The sequence below is a fragment of the Bailinhaonella thermotolerans genome (assembly GCF_003594875.1).
Classification (GTDB): domain Bacteria; phylum Actinomycetota; class Actinomycetes; order Streptosporangiales; family Streptosporangiaceae; genus Bailinhaonella; species Bailinhaonella thermotolerans.
The window spans coordinates 41,579-60,050 of record NZ_QZEY01000004.1 but is presented as its reverse complement, the minus strand read 5'-3'; the positions used below and the strand labels follow the sequence as shown (position 1 = coordinate 60,050).

The window sequence follows — 18,472 nt, the reverse complement described above, 5'->3', positions numbered from 1 at the left end:
GCGCCGGCGCCCCTACACCGGTGACCGCCACCCGGCGGCCACCGGTGCCCGTCCAGTGACCCCACCCGCCGGCCTGAGCCGGACCTTCCCCTGATCGCCCCCGCCGGATCTGCGCGAGGCGCGCGTCCGGGCCGCCTGCGTCCAAGGCGTGACCCGCGACGGTGCCCGTCCGGCCTGCGGAGCGGCCTGCGGGTCGGCCCGTCGGCCGCCCCCGGCGTCCAGCGGAGCACCAGCAGTCTGTGTCCCGGCGATCCTGATCGTCAAGGCCCGTCCGGGAAGATCATTCGACCGTTTCTCTCCAGGTACGGCGGGGCGCCCGCCTCGTCCGCCTATGGCCGCTCCCGGGGTGGGCGCGGCGCGCGCGGAGGGTGAGCCGGACCGGGGAGGGGGACGCGCGGCGCGACGCGGGAGGCCCAGCCGGGGCGGGGCCGTGGCCCCGGGATCCGGCCGGCCGGGCCGGTCGGGGCGGGACCCGGAACAGTCACCGGAGACGTGGTTACGAGGCGCGATATATGGGAAACGTTGCCTAGGTTGCCACCGCTTGTTAGCTTCTCCACGTGCACGCTGACAGGGCGGGCGCGCGCTCCGTAACCGGCTTCGGAATGCGGCGGACCTCCCCAGAGCGTCGACCACCTCGCACCGGGTTCGCGGGTGACGTCGATCGGCTCGGGCTGCCCCGGGGCCTCGTCCGGTGGGGTGAAGGCCGATGAGCGCAAGTTTCAGCCATCAGCTCCTGCTCTACGGCTCGGACGCGGGCTTCCTCGCCTCGGCCGAGCCGTTCCTGAGAGCGGCGCTGGCGGCGGGTGAGCCCGCCATGCTCCTGGCCCGTCCGCACACCATCGAGCTCGTCCGCGATGCGCTCGGCGACGACGCCAAGAACCTCGACACGCGCGAGTCGGCCGACTGGTTCCTGCACCCGCCGCGCACGCTGGCGGCCTCGCACGACTACGTCGTGGCGCAGGCGGGCCGGCGCACGTGGGTGCTGGGCGAGCCGCTGTGGGTGGGCCGCGACGCGCGCGAGGTCGGCGAGTGGCACCGCTACGAGGCCGCGATGAACCTGGCGATGGACGGCATGAACGCCGCTTTCATGTGCGCGTACGACCGCCGGGTCACCGCCCCGGAGATCGTCGCGGCGGCCACGGTCACCCACCCGGAGTGCGCGTTCGGGCCGGAGGCCAAGCCGAACCCCGAGTACGTCCTGCCCGAGCGGCTCAACGGGGACGACGGCCCGCTGCCGGAGCCGCCCGCCGACGCCTTCCGCATGCGGTTCACGCTGACCGAGCTCAAGCGGCTGCGCGACGTGGTGGGCGAGTACGCCGCGCGCGCCGAGCTCTCCAGGAACCGCATCCCGTCGTTCGTGCTGAGCGTGGCGGAGATCGCCAACAACGCGGTCGAGCACGGCGCCGGGTACGGCATCGCGCACCTGTGGACGCAGAACGACGTGCTCGCCTGCGAGATCGTCGAGCCCTCCACCCACTTCGACGTGCTCTACCCCGGATACATCCCGCCGCCGCCGGACAGCCCCCGCGGCTACGGCCTGTGGATCACCCGCCAGCTCTGCGACCTGGTGGACGTGCGCACCGGCGGGGGCAAGTCCCGCATCCGCCTCCAGATGCGCATCCCCTGACCGGGCCGGGCGCGCCCGCGCGGACCCACCTCGCGCGCGATCCGGCGGGGCGGGCGTTTGGCCGGGGGGCGGCGGGTTAGCCTACGTCGCATGGAAGGGGACGGCGGCGCGTACCGCGTGGGCATCTCCGGCCACCGCGGGCTCGGCCGTACGACGGCGTCGCTGGTCTCGGACGCGATCCGGAAGATCCTGTCCGGGCTCCCGGACTCCCTGGCCGGGATCTCCTGCCTGGCCGACGGCGCCGACCAGATCTTCGCCCGCGAGCTCCTGGCCCGCGGCGGCACCCTGGAGGTCGTCGTCCCCGCCGGGCGATACAAGGACTGCCTGCCCCCCGACGCGCACGCCGAGTACGACGCGCTGCTGGCCCGGGCCTCCCGGGTCCACCGCCTGCCGTACCCCGCGCCCACGGAGGAGTCCCACATGGCGGCCAGCCGGCTCATGCTCGACCGGACCCACGAGCTCCTGGCGGTCTGGGACGGCAAGCCCGCGCGCGGCTACGGCGGCACGGCGGACGTGGTGGCCGAGGCCAGATCACGCGGCCTGCCGATCCGCGTGATCTGGCCGCCCGGCGCCCGCCGGGACTGATCGGCCGCGCGGTCAGCCGAGCTTGTCCAGCAGCTCGCGCTCGCGCCCGGCGCTGAGGCCGGCCCGCCGCTCGCGGTCCAGGCCCTGCTCGCGCTCCCAGGCCAGGGTGCCGGCGAGGAGGTCCTCCCGGTCCCGGTGGCGCAGCCCGGCGGCGACCGCGGCCGCCCCGCTCCGGGCCGACCAGCCCTCGTAGCCCGGCTCGACGATCCACATCGGCAGCGACTCGGGCCCGAGGTACTGGGCCACCCCCTGCTCGACGAGCCACCGCGAGTCGGCGGTCACGACCGGGCCGGTGTGCCCGCCGACGGCGCGGGACATCTCCAGCCACTCGCGGAACGGCACGACCGGGCCCACCGCGTCGTACGTGCCGGTGAGGCCCTTCTCGGCCGCGTCGAGCAGCCAGGCCGCGAGGTCCCGCACGTCGATCACCTGCGTGGGCAGGTCGGGCGTGTCCGGCGCCAGCATCGGCTCCTCCGGGGCGCGGGCGGCCCGCGCCACCCAGTAGCCCGAGCGCCCGCTCTCGTCGCCCGGCCCGCCGATCAGCCCCGGGCGGACCACGAGCAGCCGGTCGCCGACCACGTCGGCCGAGGCCCGCTCGCAGGCGACCTTCGCCGGGCCGTACTGCGTCTCATCGACCTCGTCCTGGTCGACGGGCTCCAGCGTCGCCGCCGACTCGTCCGCCCCGACCACGTCGTAGGAGGCGTAGGCGTTGACGGAGGACACGTAGCTCCAGTGCCGCGCCCTGCCGCCGAGCGCCGCCAGCGCCTGCCGGACGAACCCCGGCTGCCAGGAGACCTCGATGACCGCGTCCCACTCCCGGTCGAGCAGCGCGTCGTAGACCGAGGGGTCGCGCCGATCCCCCGCGACCAGCCGTGCCCCCTCGGCGACCGTTCCGCTCTCCCCGCGGGCCAGACAGGTGACCGAATATCCCCGGGAGAGCGCCTCCCTGGAGACCGCCTTACCGAGGAAGGCGGTCCCTCCTAGCACAAGAATTTCCATAACTCCACGAAACCACTCACACCCCGCGAATCGCTCCCGCATTCGCCCAGAGCAGACAAACCCCGGGGAGGTAATGCCCCCGGGGTCAAGGCGCCGGCCCGCCGGGCCGTACGGCGTGGCCCCCGGGCGGCGCCCCACGGGCCGGCGCGGCCCGCAGGCCCGCCAGGTCACGCCCCACGGACCGGCCGGGCCGTACGGCGTGCGCGGCGGGCCGCCGGGACCGAGCACGCGGCCCCAGCGACGACAATGGACCTATGCCCGGGGACCGTCCGCTCGAACTCCGCGCCGACTGCGAGAACTGCTTCGCGTTGTGCTGCGTGGCGCTGCCGTTCGCGGCCTCGGCCGACTTCGCCGTGGACAAGCCCGCCGGGAAGCCCTGCGCCAACCTGCGCGACGACTTCCGCTGCGGGATCCACGCGCGGCTCCGGCGGAGCGGCTTCCCCGGCTGCACGGTCTTCGACTGCTTCGGCGCGGGCCAGAAGGTCTCCCAGCACACCTTCGCCGGGCGCGACTGGCGGTCCTCGGCGGAGACCGCCTCGGCGATGTTCGGGGTCTTCCCGGTGATGCGGCAGCTCCACGAGTTCCTGTGGTACCTCTCCGAGGCCCTGACGCTCAAGGCCGCCCGCCCGGTCCACGGTGAGCTGCGCCGCCTCCTCGACGAGACCGAACGCCTCAGCCTGGAGGACGCCGCCGCCCTCGCCGCGCTCGACGTCGGCGCGCACCGGGAGGCCGTCAACGTCCTGCTCCTGCGCACGAGCGAGCTGGTGCGCGGCCCGGTGAGGCACCGCAAGAAGGAGCTGCGCGGCGCCGACCTCATGGGGGCGCGGCTGCGCGGCGCGGACCTGCGCGGGGCCAACCTGCGCGGGGCCTACCTCATCGCCGCCGACCTGCGCCGCGCGGACCTGCGCCAGGCCGACCTGATCGGGGCCGACCTGCGCGACGCCGACCTCTCCGGCGCCGACCTGACCGGCGCGATCTTCCTCACCCAGGCCCAGGCCAACGCCGCCCGCGGCGACGCCGCCACCCGCCTGCCCGCCGCGGTCTCCCGTCCCGCCCACTGGTCCTGACCCGACCGGCACGGCCCGCGGCGACCGGGCTCACGCCGTACGGCCGGGCTCACGCCGTACGGCGTGCGGGGGTCACTCGGCGGGGACGGGCTCCGGGACGCGGTGGTGGACGGAGATGGGCACGACCAGCGGGGTCCCGGCCACCGGGTCCTCGATGACGCGGGCGGTGAGGCCGAAGACCTCCTCCAGCAGCTCCTCGGTGAGCACCTCGGCGGGCGCGCCCTGCGCGATGATCCGGCCGGACTTCATGGCGACGAGGCGGTCGGCGTAACGGGCGGCCAGGTTGAGGTCGTGCAGCACCATGACGATCGTGCGGCCGTGGGTGTGCAGCGACCTGACCAGGTCCAGCACCTCCACCTGGTGCGCCAGGTCCAGGTACGTCGTGGGCTCGTCCAGCAGCAGCAGGTCCGTGCCCTGCGCGAGCGCCATGGAGATCCACGCGCGCTGCCGCTGCCCGCCGGACAGCTCGTCCAGGTCCCGGTCGGCCAGGTCGAGCATGCCGGTCATCGTCAGCGCCTCGGTCACCGCGGACTCGTCGTCGGAGGACCACTGGCGGTACCACGACTGGTGCGGGTGCCGCCCGCGCGTCACCAGGTCGGCCACCGTCAGCCCCTCGGGCGCGGTCGGCGCCTGCGGGAGCACCCCGAGCACCTTGGCGACCTCGCGCGTCGGCGTCTTGTCGATCCGCTTGCCGTCCAGCAGCACGTGGCCCCCGCGCGGCGCGAGGAGCCGGCCCAGGGCGCGGAGCAGGGTGGACTTGCCGCAGCCGTTGGGCCCGATCACGGCCGTCACCGAGCCGTCGGCCACGTCCAGGTCGAGGCCGTCCACGATGAGGCGTTCGCCGTACCCCAGCCGCAGTTCCCTGGCCGAAAGTCGGGTCGAGGTCATGCCCGCCTCCTCTGACGGATGAGCAGATAGATCAGGTACGGCGCGCCGAGCACGGCGGTGATCACGCCAACCGGGAGCTCGACGGCGTGGAACGCGGTGCGCGCGATGAGGTCGGCCCCGAGCGTGAGCACGGCGCCGGTCACCGCCGAGGCGATCAGCGGGGGCTGCGACGCGCCGCTCAGCCGCAGCGCGATCTGCGGGGCGGCCAGGGCGACGAACTGGACCGGGCCGGCCGAGGCGGTCGCGACGGCGGCCAGCAGCACCGCGCCCAGCACGAGCAGCGCCCGGCCGCGATCGACGCGGACGCCCAGCCCGCGCGCGGTGTCGTCGCCGAACTGGAGCGCGCCGAGCGTGCGGGCGCCCAGCAGGGTCAGCGGGATCAGCACGGCGAGCGCGATCCCGACCGGCTCGACGTGCTCCCAGCCGCGCCCGTTGAGGCTGCCGGTGATCCACACCATCGCCCGCCCGGCGTCGTTCACGTCGCCCAGGGTGAGCAGCCAGTACTTCAGGTTGACCAGCACGGCCTGCACGCCGATGCCGACGAGCACGAGCCGGAACCCGTCCAGCCCGCGCCGCCACGCCAGGGCGTACACCGCGAAGCCGCCCGCGAGCCCGCCCGCGAGCGCCGCCGCCGGGACCCCGGCCTGCGCCACGAGACCGCTGACCCCGCCGTACGCGCTGCCGCTGAGCACGACGACCGCGACCACGGCGGCGCTCGCGCCCGAGGTCACGCCGAGCACGTCGGGGCTGGCCAGCGGGTTGCGGGCGACCGTCTGCATGATCGCCCCGGCCAGCGCCAGCGCCGCCCCGACGAGGGCGCCGGTGAGCGCGCGGGGCATGCGCAGGTCCATGATCACCCAGTAGTTCCCCTCGTCGCCGGCCCCGAACAGGGTCCGGACGACCTCGGGGACGCTGATCGGGACGTCGCCGCGCCCGAGGCTCAGCGCGATCAGCAGGACCAGCACGCCCAGCCCGGCCAGCGGCACGGCCAGCGCCCGCGCCTTGACCGGGAAGGAGGCCCGCGCCAGCCGTACCGACGAGCGGCGGACCGGGGGCGGGGAGGTCTTCGAGAGCGTCACAGCCGCACCGGCTTCCTGCGCCGGACCAGCGCGATGAAGAAGGGGGCGCCGATCAGCGCCAGCGTGATCCCGACCTCCAGCTCCCCCGGCCGCGCGACGACGCGCCCGAGGACGTCCGCGACGAGCAGCAGCGTGCCGCCCAGGACCGCGCTGTACGGCAGGAGCCAGCGGTGGTCGGGGCCGGACAGGAACCGCGCGGCGTGCGGCACGGCCAGCCCGACGAAGGCCAGCGCCCCGCACGCGGCGACGGCGGCCCCGGTGAGCAGCGTGATCGCGGCGACGCCGACGGCCCGGGTGAGCCAGACGCGCTGGCCGAGCGAGCGGGCGACGTCCTCGCCGAGCGAGAGCGCGTTGAGCCCGGGGGCGTTGAAGAACGCGAGCACCAGGCCGACGAGGACGAACGGGAGCATCTCGCCGAGCAGGGCGGGGTCGCGCCCGGCGATGGAGCCGCTCTGCCAGAACCGGAACACGTCCAGCGCCTGCTGGTCGAGCAGGACCAGCCCCGAGGTCAGGGCGTGCAGCAGCGCGCTGACGGCGGCCCCGGCCAGCGCCAGCGTGACCGGGGTCGGCCCGCCGCGGCCCATCGTGCCGAGCGCGAACACCGCGAGGCTGGCGACGAGCGCCCCGGCGAAGCCGTACCAGATGTAGACGCGCAGGTCGGTCACGCCGAGCAGGAAGACGGCGGAGACCATGGTGAACCCGGCCCCCTGCGTGACGCCGAGCAGCCCGGGGTCGGCCAGCGGGTTGCGCGTGTGGCCCTGCATGAGGGCCCCCGCGACGCCCAGCGCGGCCCCGGCGAGCACGCCGAAGCCGGTCCGGGGGACGCGCAGCGAGTTGACGATGATGTCGCTCTCGGAGTCGCCGGCGTTCCACAGGGCGCTCAGCACGGAGAGCGGGGAGATGGACTTCGACCCGATCGCGACGCTGAGCACGGCGGCGACGGCGAGGAACGCCAGCAGGACGGCCAGGGAGAGAAGGCGGTGACGCCTCAGTGCCGTCACGCTCTCACCTCTCGAACACCGCGCCTGGACCCCCGAGATTCTAGCTCATTAGGTATGTCTTACCTTATTCAGGCAAGGCTTACCTAACTAGGCTGTACCCGGGCGGGCGGCGTCACGTCCGCCGAATCACCGTGATCGAGAGGATCGAGATGAAGGGTTCACCGCACCGGCGGCCGCTGGGCAGGATCGTGGCCGGACTGGCCGTCGCGGCCGCGGCGTTCGGCCTGGCGGGCTGCGGCGCGGGCTCTTCGGGGGGTGACAAGGCGGCCGAGGGGCGCGGCGCCGAGCGGACGGTGACCCACGCGATGGGCACCACGAAGATCACCAAGCCGGTCAAGCGGGTCGTCGCGCTCGACCAGAGCTTCGTGGACGCCGCGCTCGCGCTGGAGACCGAGGTCGTCGGCTACACGACGTACCGCGCGGTCAACGAGACGCTCCCGGCGTACCTCGGGGAGTCGGCGCGGCGGTACGGCAAGGCCGCCAAGCCGGTCGGCCCGCTCACGCAGCCGAGCCTGGAGCAGGTCAAGCTGCTCAAGCCGGACCTGATCCTGTCCGCCAAGGTCCGCCACGAGCAGCTCTACGGCCAGCTCAGCCAGATCGCGCCGACCGTGTTCAGCGAGACCACCGGCGCGATCTGGAAGGACAACCTGCGCCTGGTCGGCCGGGCGCTCGGCAAGGAGGACCTGGCCGAGCGGAAGATCAAGGAGTACGAGGCGCGCGCGGCCCGGATCGGCGAGGCGATCAAGGCCGGGAACGGCGGCAAGGCCCCGACGATCTCGATCCTGCGCTTCACCGACGAGCCCACGGTGCGCCTCTACGTCGAGAACTCCTACAGCGGCATCGTCCTGAAGGACGCCGGCTTCGTCCGCCCGGCGGGCCAGCCGACGGTCAAGGACTCGATCGTGGTGGACGTCAGCCCCGAGCGCATCACCGACCTCGACGCCGAGCACATCTTCATCTCCACCTACAAGGACGAGAAGAACGCCTGGGAGAAGACCCGCAGGGCGTTCGAGACCAACCCACTGTGGGGCAAGCTCAAGGGCGAGAAGCACGAGGTCGAGGACCTGACCTGGATGAGCGCGGTCGGCGTCCACGGCGCCCACGCCGTCCTCGACGACCTCGCGAAGATCTTCGGCGTGGACCCCGCCAGGGCCGGCTGATCCCCGCCCCTCGCCTGCCGCGCGCCGTACGCCGCACCCCTCGCCTGCCGCACGCCGTACGGCTCGCCCCTCGCCTGCCGCGCGCCGTACGGATCGCGCCTGCGTGAGCCGTACGGCCCCGGCGGGAGCCGTGCGGGCGCGCCGCCCTCGGCCGTACGGCGGGGGCGGCGCCCGCGGGAGCCGTACCGGGCGGACATGACGCGGCCGCCGCGAGAGGGGATTCCTCTCGCGGCGGCCGCCTTCGTCTCAGACCGGGTTCCTCACGACCGGGCCGAGGTCTCACTCACCTCTCTTGGAGAAGGCGTCGCGGACGCGGTCCACCAAGCCGGCGCCGGGGGCCAGGAGCTTGTTGAGCGGAGGCCGGTCGGGCGCGGAGGGGTGCGGCCGGGTCGGAGCCAGCTTCTTGGCACGCTCCACGCTCCGGCCGAGATCCAGCAGCTCCTCGGGGTCGCAGTGCTGGACCAGCAGGGGGAAGAGGTTGCTCTCCTCGTCCTGGATGTGGCGGCGGACCTCCGTCATCAGCTCGCGCAGGGCGGGCTCGAAGCGGGGGGCGTCCGGCTCCAGGGTCTCCAGCTCCTTCATCACGCGTTCGGCGGCCGCGTGGTCGGCGATCTCCCGGTCGGCGATCACGTCGCCGTTCGGGACGAACTTCCGCGTGGCCGGGTAGAGGTACATCTCCTCGGCGACGGAGTGCCGCACCAGCTCGATGATCGCCTGCTGCGCGAGGTTCTTGCGCTCGGCGGGATCGTCCAGCCGGCCGTTCTCCAGCCGGTGGAAGACGCCCTCGACTTCTCGGTGATCGGTGGTCAGGATCTCGATCACGCTTTCCCCGTGATCTCGCATGCTGGGGTCACCCTTCCGTGCAGTGGATTCCGCCGGCCTGCCTGCCCAGGCCGCTGGTCGGTTACCAGCCCGGCGGGTACCCCAGGGGCCGGGGAGTAAACGGGCGCTTTGGGGGGTAGCGAGGGCCCATGAGCCGAGAGGCCGAAAACGCCCTGTTCGGGCCGCTGATCGAGACGTTGAAACGTGCGGCGTCGGCGCTCAAGGAGTCCAGTCTCCCCTTCGCCCTCGCCGGAAGCTACGCCGCGTACGCGCGCGGTGCGCCCCCCTCGGCGCACGACGTGGACTTCGTGATCCTTCAGTCGGACGCCGAGGCGGCGCTCCGGGCCCTGTCGGCGGTGGGCATGACCACGATCAGGCCGCCGGAGGACTGGCTGGTGAAGGCGTACGACGACGACCGGCTGGTGGACCTCATCTACCGGGCGGCGGGCAAGCCGGTGACCCGGGAACTGCTGGACCGCGCCGACGAGGTCGAGGTCGCCTCCGTCCTCATGCCGGTCCTGTCCGCCACCGACCTGGTGTCGTTCCGGCTGGCCGCGCTGTCCGAGCACGCGTGCGACTTCGGCGCCGTGCTGCCGATCGTCCGGGCGCTGCGCGAGCAGATCGACTGGACGCGGGTACGCCGTGAGGTGGGCGACTCGCCGTACGCCGCGGCGTTTCTGATCTTGATAGAGCGATTGGGGATCATCGATGGAGACGAATAGGGAACCCCACTACCTCTCCGCGCGAGTGCGAGAGCGGCTGACCGAGGACGAGCGGACGGCGGAGCAGGGGCTCCAGGTCGTCGTGCGCGGGGACGTGATCTACCTGCGCGGCACGGTGGCCAGCGAGGAGCGCCGCCGCAGGATCGAGGAGGTGGCCGCGGAGATCTGCCCCGACCACGAGATCCGCGACGAGACCACGCTGATCGACCTGCACCGCCCCGAGGGAGAGGAGCGCCTGCCGTGACCTGCGTCGCAGCGGTGGCGGACATCCACCTGGGCAAGGACGTCTGCGGGCGGTTCCGCAAGTCGCTGGAGGGCATCACCGAGCGGGCCGAGGTGCTGCTGCTCGGCGGGGACCTGACCCGGCACGGCACCGTCGAGGAGGGCCGCGCGGTCGCCGACGAGTTCCGCGACCTGGGCCTGCCCGTCGTCGCCGTGCTGGGGAACCACGACTACCACTCCGACGCGCAGGACGAGATCACCGCGATGCTGGAGGACGCGGGGGTCATCGTCCTGGAGGGCGACAACGTGGTGCTCGACCTGAACGGGGTGCGGCTCGGCATCGCCGGCACGAAGGGCTTCGGCGGGGGCTTCGCCGGGCGCAGCGCGAGCGAGTTCGGCGAGCCGGAGATGAAGCGGTTCTACCACCTGACCAAGGAGCTCTCGACGGGCCTGGCCATGGCGCTGAAGGACCTCGACACCGACCTGAAGATCGCGCTGACGCACTACTCGCCGGTCAAGGAGACCCTGGAGGGCGAGCCGTCGGAGATCTACCCGTTCCTCGGGTCGTACCTCCTCGCCGAGGCCATCGACCAGGGCGACGTGGACCTGGCGATCCACGGTCACGCGCACCTGGGATCCGAGCGCGGGGTCACGCCCGGAGGCGTCTCGGTGCGGAACGTGGCCCTGCCGGTGCTCCGTCAGGCGTACGCCCTATATAGGCTCACGGGTGCGGAAGCAATGTGATCCGCACCACAAATTCGAGCGTTCTTGACGGGCAATTGGTACGATAGAGGTCGCTGGCCATGCGGGCTGCACTTTAGGCGTGCCAGAAGACGCCCGAGACGACGATCATTGCCGATGGTGTGAAGCCTCCACCACGCTCCAGGCAAATCTACCGTAAATGCCCGCCCTTGTGGGGCCGGGCGGACGAAGCGACGTCCGCGACAGCGATGGGGGAAGGACGACGACCTGGGGGGAAACCATGACCGTGATGATGGTTGACGAACAACGAGAGCGCTGGTTCGAGGAGGACGTCCTCCCGCTGAGCGCCCAGCTCTACGCGTCCGCCCTGCGCCTCACGCGCAACACCGCCGACGCCGAGGACCTGGTCCAGGAGACCGTCACCAAGGCCTACCAGTCCCATCACCAGTTCCGCGAGGGCACCAACCTCAAGGCCTGGCTGCACCGCATCCTCACCAACAACTTCATCAACGAGTACCGCAAGCGCCAGCGCTCCCCGAAGGTCTCCGCCGCGGAGGAGGTCGAGGACTGGCAGCTCGCGGCCGCGGAGTCGCACATGTCCTCCGGCCTCAAGTCCGCCGAGACCGAGGTCCTGGAGCGCCTGCCCGACAGCGCCGTGATGACCGCCCTCCGGGATCTCCCCGAGGACTTCCGGGTGGCGGTCTACCTCGCCGACGTCGAGGGCTACCCGTACAAGGAGATCGCCGAGCGCATGGGCACGCCCATCGGCACGGTCATGAGCCGCCTCCACCGCGGCCGCCGCCAGCTCCGCGACAAGCTGGCGGACTACAACCACACCGAGGGCACGATCCCCACCCCGAGGGCGGCCTGACGGTCTGCGAGTGAAGGGCCCGGCACAGTCCGGGCCCTTCCTCGTGTCCGGCTCGCGCCCGCCCTGCGCGCCCGGCGTGTGCCTGCCGTCTCCGGCAAGCCCGGCCCGCCTCCGCGCCCGTCGTACGGCGGGGGCCGCTTAGGGTGGATTCGCAGCTCATGGACGGAGGCGTGGTGGCGGAGACGACGGTGACCGAGGCGACGGTGGCCGAGGTGATGGCCGAGCTGGCCGCGCTGGAGGACCCCAAGGCGCGCGCGGTGAACGAGCGGCACGGCGACGATCACGGCGTGCACCTCGGCAGGCTGCGCGCGCTGGCCAAGCGGCTGAAGACGCAGCAGGAACTCGCGCGCCGGCTCTGGGAGACGGGCGACACCGCCGCGAGGCTGCTGGCGCTCCTGATCAGCCGGCCGAAGGCGTACGGCCGCGACGAGCTGGACGCCATGGTGCGCGAGGCGCGCGCGCCGAAGGTGCACGACTGGCTCGTGAACTACGTGGTGAAGAAGAGCCGGCACGCCGAGGATCTGCGCCTGGCCTGGACCGCCGACCCGGACCCGGTCGTCGCGAGCGCCGGCTGGGCCCTGACCACCGAGCGCGTGGCGAAGAACCCCGAGGGCCTGGACCTCCCCGCTCTCCTCGACGTCATCGAGGCCGAGATGAAGGACGCCCCCGACCGCCTCCAGTGGGCGATGAACCACTGCCTGGCCCAGATCGGCATCGAGCACGCCGAGCACCGCCCCCGCGCCCTGTCCATCGGCGAGCGCCTGGAAGTCCTCAAGGACCACCCCACCTCCCCAGGCTGCACCTCCCCCTACGCCCCCACCTGGATCACCGAAATCGTCCGCCGCCGCCACCCCTGACGGAGAGATCTCCCCACCAATCCCGGGAAGGCTCCCCCTGCGGCGCCCTACTCGAACGCCCCGACTCCGAAGGGCACCCCTGATCCGGCCTCTCCGGTCAGGAGCGCACCCACCAGAGCTCTCCGGCTTCATGCGGCCAACTGCTGGCGTAGAGAGACCTGAGGGCGGTCGCTGAGTCCTCATCGCGCGGCGGGTGTACGCGCCCGCCGAGGGACTGGTCGCGGTTGTACGCGAGTGCCGGGGCGGTGGGGTGTGCGAGGGGCGGAGCCGCTCGCTGGGGGTGCGGGGGCCTGCCCCCGCTTGGGACGGCCTGAGCTCGGGCGCGCGGAGCGCTCTCGCGCGAGGACCTTGCCCTTCGCGGGCGCCGGTTCCTCATTCTGGGTGACGGGGCGCTTCGCGGACGCCGTACACCGTGGGTTCCCGGCGGGAGGGGGCGAGGTCAGGCGGCGGCGCCGGCGGTGGCCATTTTGCGGAGGCGGGCCAGGGACTCGCGTTCGATGCGGCGGGCGCGGTCGCGGCCGATGCCGTAGCGCTCGCCGACCTCGGTGAGGGTGTGCTCGCGGCCGTCGATGAGGCCGTAGCGCCAGCGGAGCATCTCGCGGGCCTCGCCGCCCAGGCCGTGCAGCAGCCCTTCCAGTTGCTCGCGCTCAAGGATCATGAGGGCCTGCGACTCGGGGTCGGCCCAGTCGTCGTCGGCGAGCATGTCGCCCAGCTCGGTCTCGTCCTCGTCGCCCACGCCGAGCTGCAGCGACACCGGGTCGGAGGCCCAGCGGCGCAGCTCCTTGACGCGCTCGACCGGGATCTCCAGCAGCTCGGCCAGCTCGCCGTCGGTGGGGTCGCGGTCCAGCTCGGCCAGCATGTCGCGGCGGATGCGCATCAGCCGGGTCATCTGCTCGCCCGCGTGTGTCGGCAGGCGCACCGGGCGGGCCTGCTCGTGGATCGCGCGGCCCACGGACTGGCGGATCCACCAGGTGGCGTACGTCGAGAACTTGAACCCGCGCCGGTAGTCGAACTTCTCGACCGCGCGGACCAGCCCCAGGTTGCCCTCCTGGACCAGGTCGATCAGCGGCATTCCGCGCCCGGAGTAGCGCCGCGCGACGGCGACCACCAGGCGCAGGTTGGCGCGGATGAACTCGTCCTTGGCGCGCTGCCCCGACTCGACGATCGCGGCCAGTTCCTCGGGCGTGGCGTCGGACGGGCCGCCCTCGTCGAGCAGTTGCTCGGCGAACAGCCCGGCCTCGATGCGCTTGGCCAGCTCGACCTCGCGTTCGGCGTCGAGCAGCGGCACGCGACCGATCTCCGCGAGGTAGGTCCCGAGCAGGTCGCGCTCGGCGACCTGGTCGTCGGACTGGGACCTGTTTGTCTGGAGCCTCGCCATGCGATTGGCACCTCGCTTAATACGCCGCGCCGAACAGCTTCGTTCGCCCCGACCAACGATCGGGACGCGGGGAACATTCCCCCGATAGATACGTCAAACGAGGTATTTCTGGTTCGATAGCCGGGGTAAAGGAGTTTGCCCAGGTCAAGCCACCCGCCGACCTCCTCGCCAGACCTCCGAGACCAGCGGCACCCCCGGCCGGTACGCCAGATGGACGTACGACGGGGCGTCGAGGATCACCAGGTCGCCGCGCCTGCCGACCTCCAGCCGACCGATGTCGGTACGGCGCAGCGCCCGCGCTCCCCCGGACGTGGCCGCGCGCAGCGCCTCCCACGGCGTCATCCGCATCTCGCGCACCGCGAGCGCGACGCAGAACGGCATCGAGGAGGTGTACGACGTGCCCGGGTCGCACCCGGTCGCGAGGGCCACGGTCACTCCCGCGCCGAGGAGCCGCCGCGCGTCGGGGTACGGCGAGCGCGCGGCGAACTCCGCTCCCGGCAGCAGCGTCGCCACCGTCCCGCTGTCGGCCAGCGCCGCCACGTCACCGTCCGTCAGGTGGGTGCAGTGGTCGGCCGAGGCGGCGCCGGCCTCGCACGCGATCCGGACTCCCGGTCCCTCGCCGAACCGGTTCGCGTGCACCCGCGGCATCAGGCCCGCCTTCATGCCCGCCCGCAGGATCTCCCGGGTCTGGTCCCCGTCGAAGGCCCCCCGATCGCAGATCACGTCCACCCACCGGGCGTACGGCGCGCACGCCTCCAGCATCATGCCGGTCACCAGCGAGACGTAGTCGTCCGGCCGCATCCCGGCCGGGACCGCGTGCGCCCCGAGGTAGGTGGTCTCCGTGGTGAACCCCGCGGCCACGCGCAGGGACCGCTGCTCGTCGCGCACGCTCAGGCCGTACCCGCTCTTGATCTCGACGGTGGTGGTGCCCTGCCAGGTCATCTCCGCGACCAGCGCGGCGGTGCGCCGCGCCAGCTCGGCGTCCCCCGCCTCGCGCGTCGCGGCGACCGTGGCCGCCACGCGCTCGCCGTACGGCCGGGCGAACGGCTCGTCGCACGGTGCCGGATCCCCCGCCGGATCCGGGTCGGCGCACGGCTCGCCGGGGGCGCGGGCGGCGAACCCGGCCGTGTGGTCACCGGCGAAGACGAGGTGGGCGTGGCTGTCCACGAAGCCGGGGATCACGCAGCGCCCGTCCACGTCCACCCGCTCGTCGGCCGGGGGCGCGGACCTCGGAGGGCCGATCCAGGCGACCCGGCCCTCCGCGATCACCAGCGCGCCGTCGTCGCGATCCCGTTCCCCGTCGAACAGCAGACCGATCCCGTCGAAGAGAGTGCTGCTCATCGCCGCGCTCGCCGCCCCATCGGTAGAGGTCCCTCTCGTTACCTTCCCCCGGATTTCTCTAGAGAAGCTGACGTTTAGGAGAGAAGTGGGGATATGGCCTCCGTGAGCAGACGCCCCACGTCGCCGAGCACGTGGCGCCCGTCCTCGACCACGCGCCGGCCGCCGGACACCACCGAGTGCACGTCGGCGGCGGTCGCGGCGAACACGACGGCCTCCCCGGCGGTCGCGGGCGTCGCGCCCGCCGTGCGGACCGAGTCGAGCCGGACCGACACCAGGTCGGCGCGGGCGCCCGGGACGATCATCCCGGCGTCGGGGAAGCCGAGCGAGGCGTGCCCGGCGGAGGTGGCGGCGGTCAGCAGCTCCTCCGCGCGCCAGTGCCCGCGGGCCTGGCTGACCAGGCGTTCGTCCAGCTCGACCGCGCGGGCCTCCTCGAACAGGTCGATCACCGCGTGGATGTCGCTGCCCAGGGTGATGGGCGAGCCGCGGTCGTGCACCCGCCGGGCCGGGCCGACGCCTCCGGCGAGGTCGCGTTCGGCGGTCGGGCACAGGCAGACGTTGGTGGCCGAGCCGCCGAGCAGTTCGGCGTCGCTGTCGGCCAGGTGGGTGGCGTGGACGGCGGTGGAGCGCGGCCCGAGCACGCCGTGTTCGTGCAGCACCCGCGTGGGCGTCGCGGAGTAGGCGGCCACGCACCGCTCGTTCTCCTCGCGCCGCGCGGACACGTGCGCGTGGACCGGCCCGGCGTGCTCGTGCGCGAACTCCACCACGGCCGGCATCTGGTCCACGGGCACCGCGGGCACGGAGTGGATCGCCGCGCCGATCTCCACGTCCCGGTCGTTGCGGTACTTCCGCGCGAGGTCCTGCGCGCGCTCGGCCCACCGCGCGGCGTCGCCGTCGCCGAACCGCAGCAGCGGCCCGGCGAGTCCCGTCCCCAGGCCCCCGGCCAGGTACACCGTGTCGAGCAGCGCGATGCGCGGCCCCGCGTCCCGGGCGGCCCGGATCAGCGCGTGCCCCATCTCGTTCGGGTCGTCGTACGGCGTCCCGCCGGGCCCGTGGTGGAGGTAGTGGAACTCCCCCACGCTGGTGATCCCCGCGAGCGCCATCTCGGCGTACGTCGCCCGCGCGAGCGCGAGGTAGGAGTCGGGCCCGAGGCGGGCGGCCACGCCGAGCATCCGGTCGAGCCAGGCCCGGTGGGAGTCCCGGCCGCCCTGGACCCGTCCGCGCAGGGCCCGGTGGAAGGCGTGCGAGTGCGCGTTCGCCAGCCCGGGGATGGTGAGCCCGGCGAGCCGTACGGCCCCGGGCGGCGGGTCGGCGCCCGGCGTCACGGCGTCGATGTGCTCTCCGTGGACCCGCACCAGCACCCGGGGCACCGCCGACCCCAGCCAGGCCAGTTCGCACCAGTAACTCGTCACACCCGCCATCAGACGCCTCCAGGCGCTCCCCTTCCATCCTGACATCGAGCCCGCCCCGATGCGGGGACCCAGAACCGGAACGGACGGGAACGACTCCCGGCCGGTTCCGCACGCCCCGGTACGGCACGGCGGGCCCAGGCGGCGGGCGTACCGGGCCCAGGCGGGCGTACCGGGCCCAGGACTGCACGGCGGGCCCAGAACGGCGGGCGCGGCCGGCGCAGGACGACTGGACGGGCCCGGGACGATCCGGCCGGGGTCACCCGGCTCGGCGCGGATCACGCGGCCCGGCGGATCACGCGGTGCGCGTCGCCAGCGGGGGCGAGGAGGGCGGAGAGGACGAGGCGGACGGGGCGGACGGGGACCGGCGCCGCCGCCAGGTGGAGACCAGGGCGAAGGCGAGCAGCAGCTCGGCGATGTCGCCGCCGTAGTACATCAGCTCCGCGCCGCCCCTGAGCTGGTCCGGCGGCACGGCGAGGTGGCGGAGCAGTCCGGCGTACATGAGCTGGGCGAGTACGGCGTGAGCCGTGATCGCCACGCCCAGCACGACGAGGCGGAGCGGGACGGACGGGCGGCGCGGGGCCGGGTCGGGCCCGGCGATCACCCACGCGAACAGGCAGCCCGCCGCCAGGAAGTGCGCGTGGACCAGCTCGTGCGCGACGGGACTCGCCACGCTGACGCCGTACAGCGGGGTCGCGTAGAGGGCGTAGAGCCCGCCGATGTTGAGCGCGAGCGCGGTGAACGGGTTCGCGATGAGGTGGACCGGGCGGGAGCGCAGCACCCGGCCGATGGCGCGGGCGGGGCCGGGGCCGAGGGCGCGCATCGCGAGCGTGACGGGGGCGCCGAGCACCAGGCCGAGCGGCGCGAGCATGCCGATCAGGAGGTGCTGGAGCATGTGCCCGCGGAAGTCGTGGTGGGCGTACCCGGCCAGCGGCGGGGAGACGGCGACCGCGAGCAGCAGCACCCCGGCGCAGAAGGAGACCGTGCGCCGGCGGCTCCACCAGCGCCCGCCGCGGCGGCCCGCGGCGGCCGCGCCGAGCAGGTAGAGGACGAGCACGGTGAGCAGTCCCAGCACCGCGACCACCTCGCCCACACCGGACCCGCCGTGCCCGTGCGCGAGCGGCGCGAGACCATACGCGAGCGGCCCGGGCACGTCCGCGAGCGGCCCGGGCCCGTGCGCGAGCGCTGTGGGCCCGGCGGCGGCGAGGGCGGCGGCGCTCATCGGACCGGCCTCGCGCGGCGGGCGATCATCCAGCCGCCGACGAGCAGGACCAGGCCGAGGAGCAGGAAGCCCAGGTCCCACCAGGTCCGGTACTCATCGGCCCGGACGTGGTGGATGCCGAGGATGTGGTGGTCCACGATCCCCTCGACCAGGTTGAAGATCCCCCAGCCCATCGCCAGCCGCCCCCACAGCACGCCCGAGGTCCACAGCCGGGCCCTGTCGTGGGTGAGCCGGGCGTACAGCATGGCCAGCCCGATCAGGACGGCGAGCCAGCAGACGACGTGGAAGAAGCCGTCCCACAGCGTGTTCATCTCCAGGCCCGAGACGGTGTTCACCGGGTAGTCCCTGACGCCCACGTTGTCGTCGTTCGTGCTGCTCAGCATGTGGTGCCACTGGAGAACCTGGTGGAGCAGGATCCCGTCGACGAAGCCCCCGATCCCTATCCCGATGATCGTGACAGGGAGCCCGATCCCCTTCGCCGGAGCCGTGGTCACGGCCATCTCCCGCCTCCTCAGCGCTGAAG

At 73.4% G+C, this 18,472-nt stretch carries 19 protein-coding genes; 9 read left to right on the top strand and 10 right to left on the bottom strand.

Annotated features, from left to right (window positions below; genetic code table 11):
* The first annotated feature begins 706 nt into the window (after window positions 1-706).
* Together D5H75_RS12840 and D5H75_RS12835 are read left to right on the top strand one after the other, a co-directional pair.
* Window positions 707-1,627, top strand: a complete 921-nt coding sequence (locus D5H75_RS12840) for a sensor histidine kinase (RefSeq protein WP_119926670.1) — start codon at window positions 707-709, stop codon at window positions 1,625-1,627.
* Between the two features lie 90 nt (window positions 1,628-1,717).
* Complete coding sequence (locus tag D5H75_RS12835) at window positions 1,718-2,212, top strand: hypothetical protein (RefSeq protein WP_119926669.1); 495 nt, start codon at window positions 1,718-1,720, stop codon at window positions 2,210-2,212.
* 12 nt (window positions 2,213-2,224) lie between these two features.
* Here the strand turns inward: D5H75_RS12835 and D5H75_RS12830 are convergent, their stop codons facing one another.
* Window positions 2,225-3,211 (bottom strand): NAD-dependent epimerase/dehydratase family protein, encoded by a 987-nt coding sequence (locus tag D5H75_RS12830; RefSeq protein WP_119926668.1) that lies wholly within the window; start codon window positions 3,209-3,211, stop codon window positions 2,225-2,227.
* Between the two features lie 254 nt (window positions 3,212-3,465).
* On the opposite strand from D5H75_RS12830, the gene D5H75_RS12825 reads away from it, so the two are divergent.
* Entirely contained in the window at window positions 3,466-4,278 is an 813-nt protein-coding gene (locus D5H75_RS12825) for a pentapeptide repeat-containing protein (protein ID WP_119926667.1), read from the top strand.
* Between the two features lie 72 nt (window positions 4,279-4,350).
* Here D5H75_RS12825 and D5H75_RS12820 read toward each other — a convergent pair whose 3' ends face one another.
* From D5H75_RS12820 to D5H75_RS12810, 3 genes are read right to left on the bottom strand one after another with little or no spacing between them, the layout of a single operon-like run.
* Window positions 4,351-5,166 carry an ABC transporter ATP-binding protein gene (locus D5H75_RS12820; protein ID WP_119926666.1) on the bottom strand — a complete coding sequence of 272 codons (816 nt, stop codon included), beginning with the start codon at window positions 5,164-5,166 and terminating at the stop codon, window positions 4,351-4,353.
* Window positions 5,163-6,245 carry a FecCD family ABC transporter permease gene (locus D5H75_RS12815; RefSeq protein WP_119926665.1) on the bottom strand — a complete coding sequence of 361 codons (1,083 nt, stop codon included), beginning with the start codon at window positions 6,243-6,245 and terminating at the stop codon, window positions 5,163-5,165. The genes D5H75_RS12820 and D5H75_RS12815 overlap by 4 nt, the downstream gene beginning before the upstream one ends.
* Window positions 6,242-7,246 carry a FecCD family ABC transporter permease gene (locus tag D5H75_RS12810; RefSeq protein WP_242454202.1) on the bottom strand — a complete coding sequence of 335 codons (1,005 nt, stop codon included), beginning with the start codon at window positions 7,244-7,246 and terminating at the stop codon, window positions 6,242-6,244. The genes D5H75_RS12815 and D5H75_RS12810 overlap by 4 nt, the downstream gene beginning before the upstream one ends.
* A gap of 149 nt (window positions 7,247-7,395) precedes the next feature.
* Here D5H75_RS12810 and D5H75_RS12805 point away from each other — a divergent pair, with 149 nt between their 5' ends.
* Window positions 7,396-8,406, top strand: coding sequence for an ABC transporter substrate-binding protein (locus D5H75_RS12805; RefSeq protein WP_119927096.1), 1,011 nt, complete (start codon window positions 7,396-7,398; stop codon window positions 8,404-8,406).
* Between the two features lie 279 nt (window positions 8,407-8,685).
* Here the strand turns inward: D5H75_RS12805 and D5H75_RS12800 are convergent, their stop codons facing one another.
* Entirely contained in the window at window positions 8,686-9,249 is a 564-nt protein-coding gene (locus tag D5H75_RS12800; RefSeq protein WP_119926663.1) for a hemerythrin domain-containing protein, read from the bottom strand.
* 128 nt (window positions 9,250-9,377) lie between these two features.
* Here D5H75_RS12800 and D5H75_RS12795 point away from each other — a divergent pair, with 128 nt between their 5' ends.
* The 5 genes from D5H75_RS12795 (at window position 9,378) to D5H75_RS12780 (ending at window position 12,602) form a co-directional block, all read left to right on the top strand.
* Entirely contained in the window at window positions 9,378-9,950 is a 573-nt protein-coding gene (locus D5H75_RS12795) for a nucleotidyltransferase family protein (protein WP_242454201.1), read from the top strand.
* Window positions 9,937-10,194 (top strand): BON domain-containing protein, encoded by a 258-nt coding sequence (locus D5H75_RS42940; RefSeq protein WP_242454200.1) that lies wholly within the window; start codon window positions 9,937-9,939, stop codon window positions 10,192-10,194. The genes D5H75_RS12795 and D5H75_RS42940 overlap by 14 nt, the downstream gene beginning before the upstream one ends.
* The gene (locus D5H75_RS12790; protein WP_119926662.1) at window positions 10,191-10,916 is read left to right on the top strand and encodes a metallophosphoesterase family protein; all 726 of its coding nucleotides are present in this window, start codon (window positions 10,191-10,193) and stop codon (window positions 10,914-10,916) included. Before D5H75_RS42940 ends, D5H75_RS12790 begins: the two co-directional genes overlap by 4 nt.
* 238 nt (window positions 10,917-11,154) lie before the next feature.
* Entirely contained in the window at window positions 11,155-11,745 is a 591-nt protein-coding gene (locus tag D5H75_RS12785) for a sigma-70 family RNA polymerase sigma factor (RefSeq protein ID WP_119926661.1), read from the top strand.
* A 158-nt stretch (window positions 11,746-11,903) separates the two neighbouring features.
* A complete protein-coding gene (locus D5H75_RS12780; RefSeq protein WP_242454198.1) occupies window positions 11,904-12,602 on the top strand; it encodes a DNA alkylation repair protein in 699 nt (232 codons plus the stop codon).
* A 439-nt stretch (window positions 12,603-13,041) separates the two neighbouring features.
* Here D5H75_RS12780 and D5H75_RS12775 read toward each other — a convergent pair whose 3' ends face one another.
* The 5 genes from D5H75_RS12775 to D5H75_RS12755 form a co-directional block, all read right to left on the bottom strand.
* Entirely contained in the window at window positions 13,042-13,980 is a 939-nt protein-coding gene (locus D5H75_RS12775; RefSeq protein WP_119926660.1) for a sigma-70 family RNA polymerase sigma factor, read from the bottom strand.
* 144 nt (window positions 13,981-14,124) lie between these two features.
* Window positions 14,125-15,321 (bottom strand): imidazolonepropionase, encoded by a 1,197-nt coding sequence (hutI, locus tag D5H75_RS12770; protein ID WP_119926659.1) that lies wholly within the window; start codon window positions 15,319-15,321, stop codon window positions 14,125-14,127.
* Window positions 15,322-15,395: 74 nt separating this feature from the next.
* Complete coding sequence (locus D5H75_RS12765; RefSeq protein WP_119926658.1) at window positions 15,396-16,739, bottom strand: formimidoylglutamate deiminase; 1,344 nt, start codon at window positions 16,737-16,739, stop codon at window positions 15,396-15,398.
* Between the two features lie 283 nt (window positions 16,740-17,022).
* Window positions 17,023-17,949 (bottom strand): cytochrome c oxidase assembly protein, encoded by a 927-nt coding sequence (locus D5H75_RS12760; protein WP_119926657.1) that lies wholly within the window; start codon window positions 17,947-17,949, stop codon window positions 17,023-17,025.
* Window positions 17,946-18,449: a DUF2243 domain-containing protein gene (locus D5H75_RS12755; protein ID WP_119926656.1), complete on the bottom strand. Its 504-nt coding sequence runs from the start codon at window positions 18,447-18,449 to the stop codon at window positions 17,946-17,948. The genes D5H75_RS12760 and D5H75_RS12755 overlap by 4 nt, the downstream gene beginning before the upstream one ends.
* Window positions 18,450-18,472: the final 23 nt, after the last annotated feature.

Bases quoted from the DNA above. Each gene is read 5' to 3' on its own strand.
- D5H75_RS12840 (WP_119926670.1), top strand. From the start codon at position 707: ATGAGCGCAAGTTTCAGCCATCAGCTCCTGCTCTACGGCTCGGACGCG.
- D5H75_RS12835 (WP_119926669.1), top strand. From the start codon at position 1,718: ATGGAAGGGGACGGCGGCGCGTACCGCGTGGGCATCTCCGGCCACCGC.
- D5H75_RS12830 (WP_119926668.1), bottom strand. From the start codon at position 3,211: ATGGAAATTCTTGTGCTAGGAGGGACCGCCTTCCTCGGTAAGGCGGTC.
- D5H75_RS12825 (WP_119926667.1), top strand. From the start codon at position 3,466: ATGCCCGGGGACCGTCCGCTCGAACTCCGCGCCGACTGCGAGAACTGC.
- D5H75_RS12820 (WP_119926666.1), bottom strand. From the start codon at position 5,166: ATGACCTCGACCCGACTTTCGGCCAGGGAACTGCGGCTGGGGTACGGC.
- D5H75_RS12805 (WP_119927096.1), top strand. From the start codon at position 7,396: ATGAAGGGTTCACCGCACCGGCGGCCGCTGGGCAGGATCGTGGCCGGA.
- D5H75_RS12800 (WP_119926663.1), bottom strand. From the start codon at position 9,249: ATGCGAGATCACGGGGAAAGCGTGATCGAGATCCTGACCACCGATCAC.
- D5H75_RS12795 (WP_242454201.1), top strand. From the start codon at position 9,378: ATGAGCCGAGAGGCCGAAAACGCCCTGTTCGGGCCGCTGATCGAGACG.
- D5H75_RS42940 (WP_242454200.1), top strand. From the start codon at position 9,937: ATGGAGACGAATAGGGAACCCCACTACCTCTCCGCGCGAGTGCGAGAG.
- D5H75_RS12785 (WP_119926661.1), top strand. From the start codon at position 11,155: ATGACCGTGATGATGGTTGACGAACAACGAGAGCGCTGGTTCGAGGAG.
- D5H75_RS12780 (WP_242454198.1), top strand. From the start codon at position 11,904: ATGGACGGAGGCGTGGTGGCGGAGACGACGGTGACCGAGGCGACGGTG.
- D5H75_RS12775 (WP_119926660.1), bottom strand. From the start codon at position 13,980: ATGGCGAGGCTCCAGACAAACAGGTCCCAGTCCGACGACCAGGTCGCC.
- hutI (WP_119926659.1), bottom strand. From the start codon at position 15,321: ATGAGCAGCACTCTCTTCGACGGGATCGGTCTGCTGTTCGACGGGGAA.
- D5H75_RS12765 (WP_119926658.1), bottom strand. From the start codon at position 16,739: ATGGCGGGTGTGACGAGTTACTGGTGCGAACTGGCCTGGCTGGGGTCG.
- D5H75_RS12760 (WP_119926657.1), bottom strand. From the start codon at position 17,949: ATGAGCGCCGCCGCCCTCGCCGCCGCCGGGCCCACAGCGCTCGCGCAC.
- D5H75_RS12755 (WP_119926656.1), bottom strand. From the start codon at position 18,449: ATGGCCGTGACCACGGCTCCGGCGAAGGGGATCGGGCTCCCTGTCACG.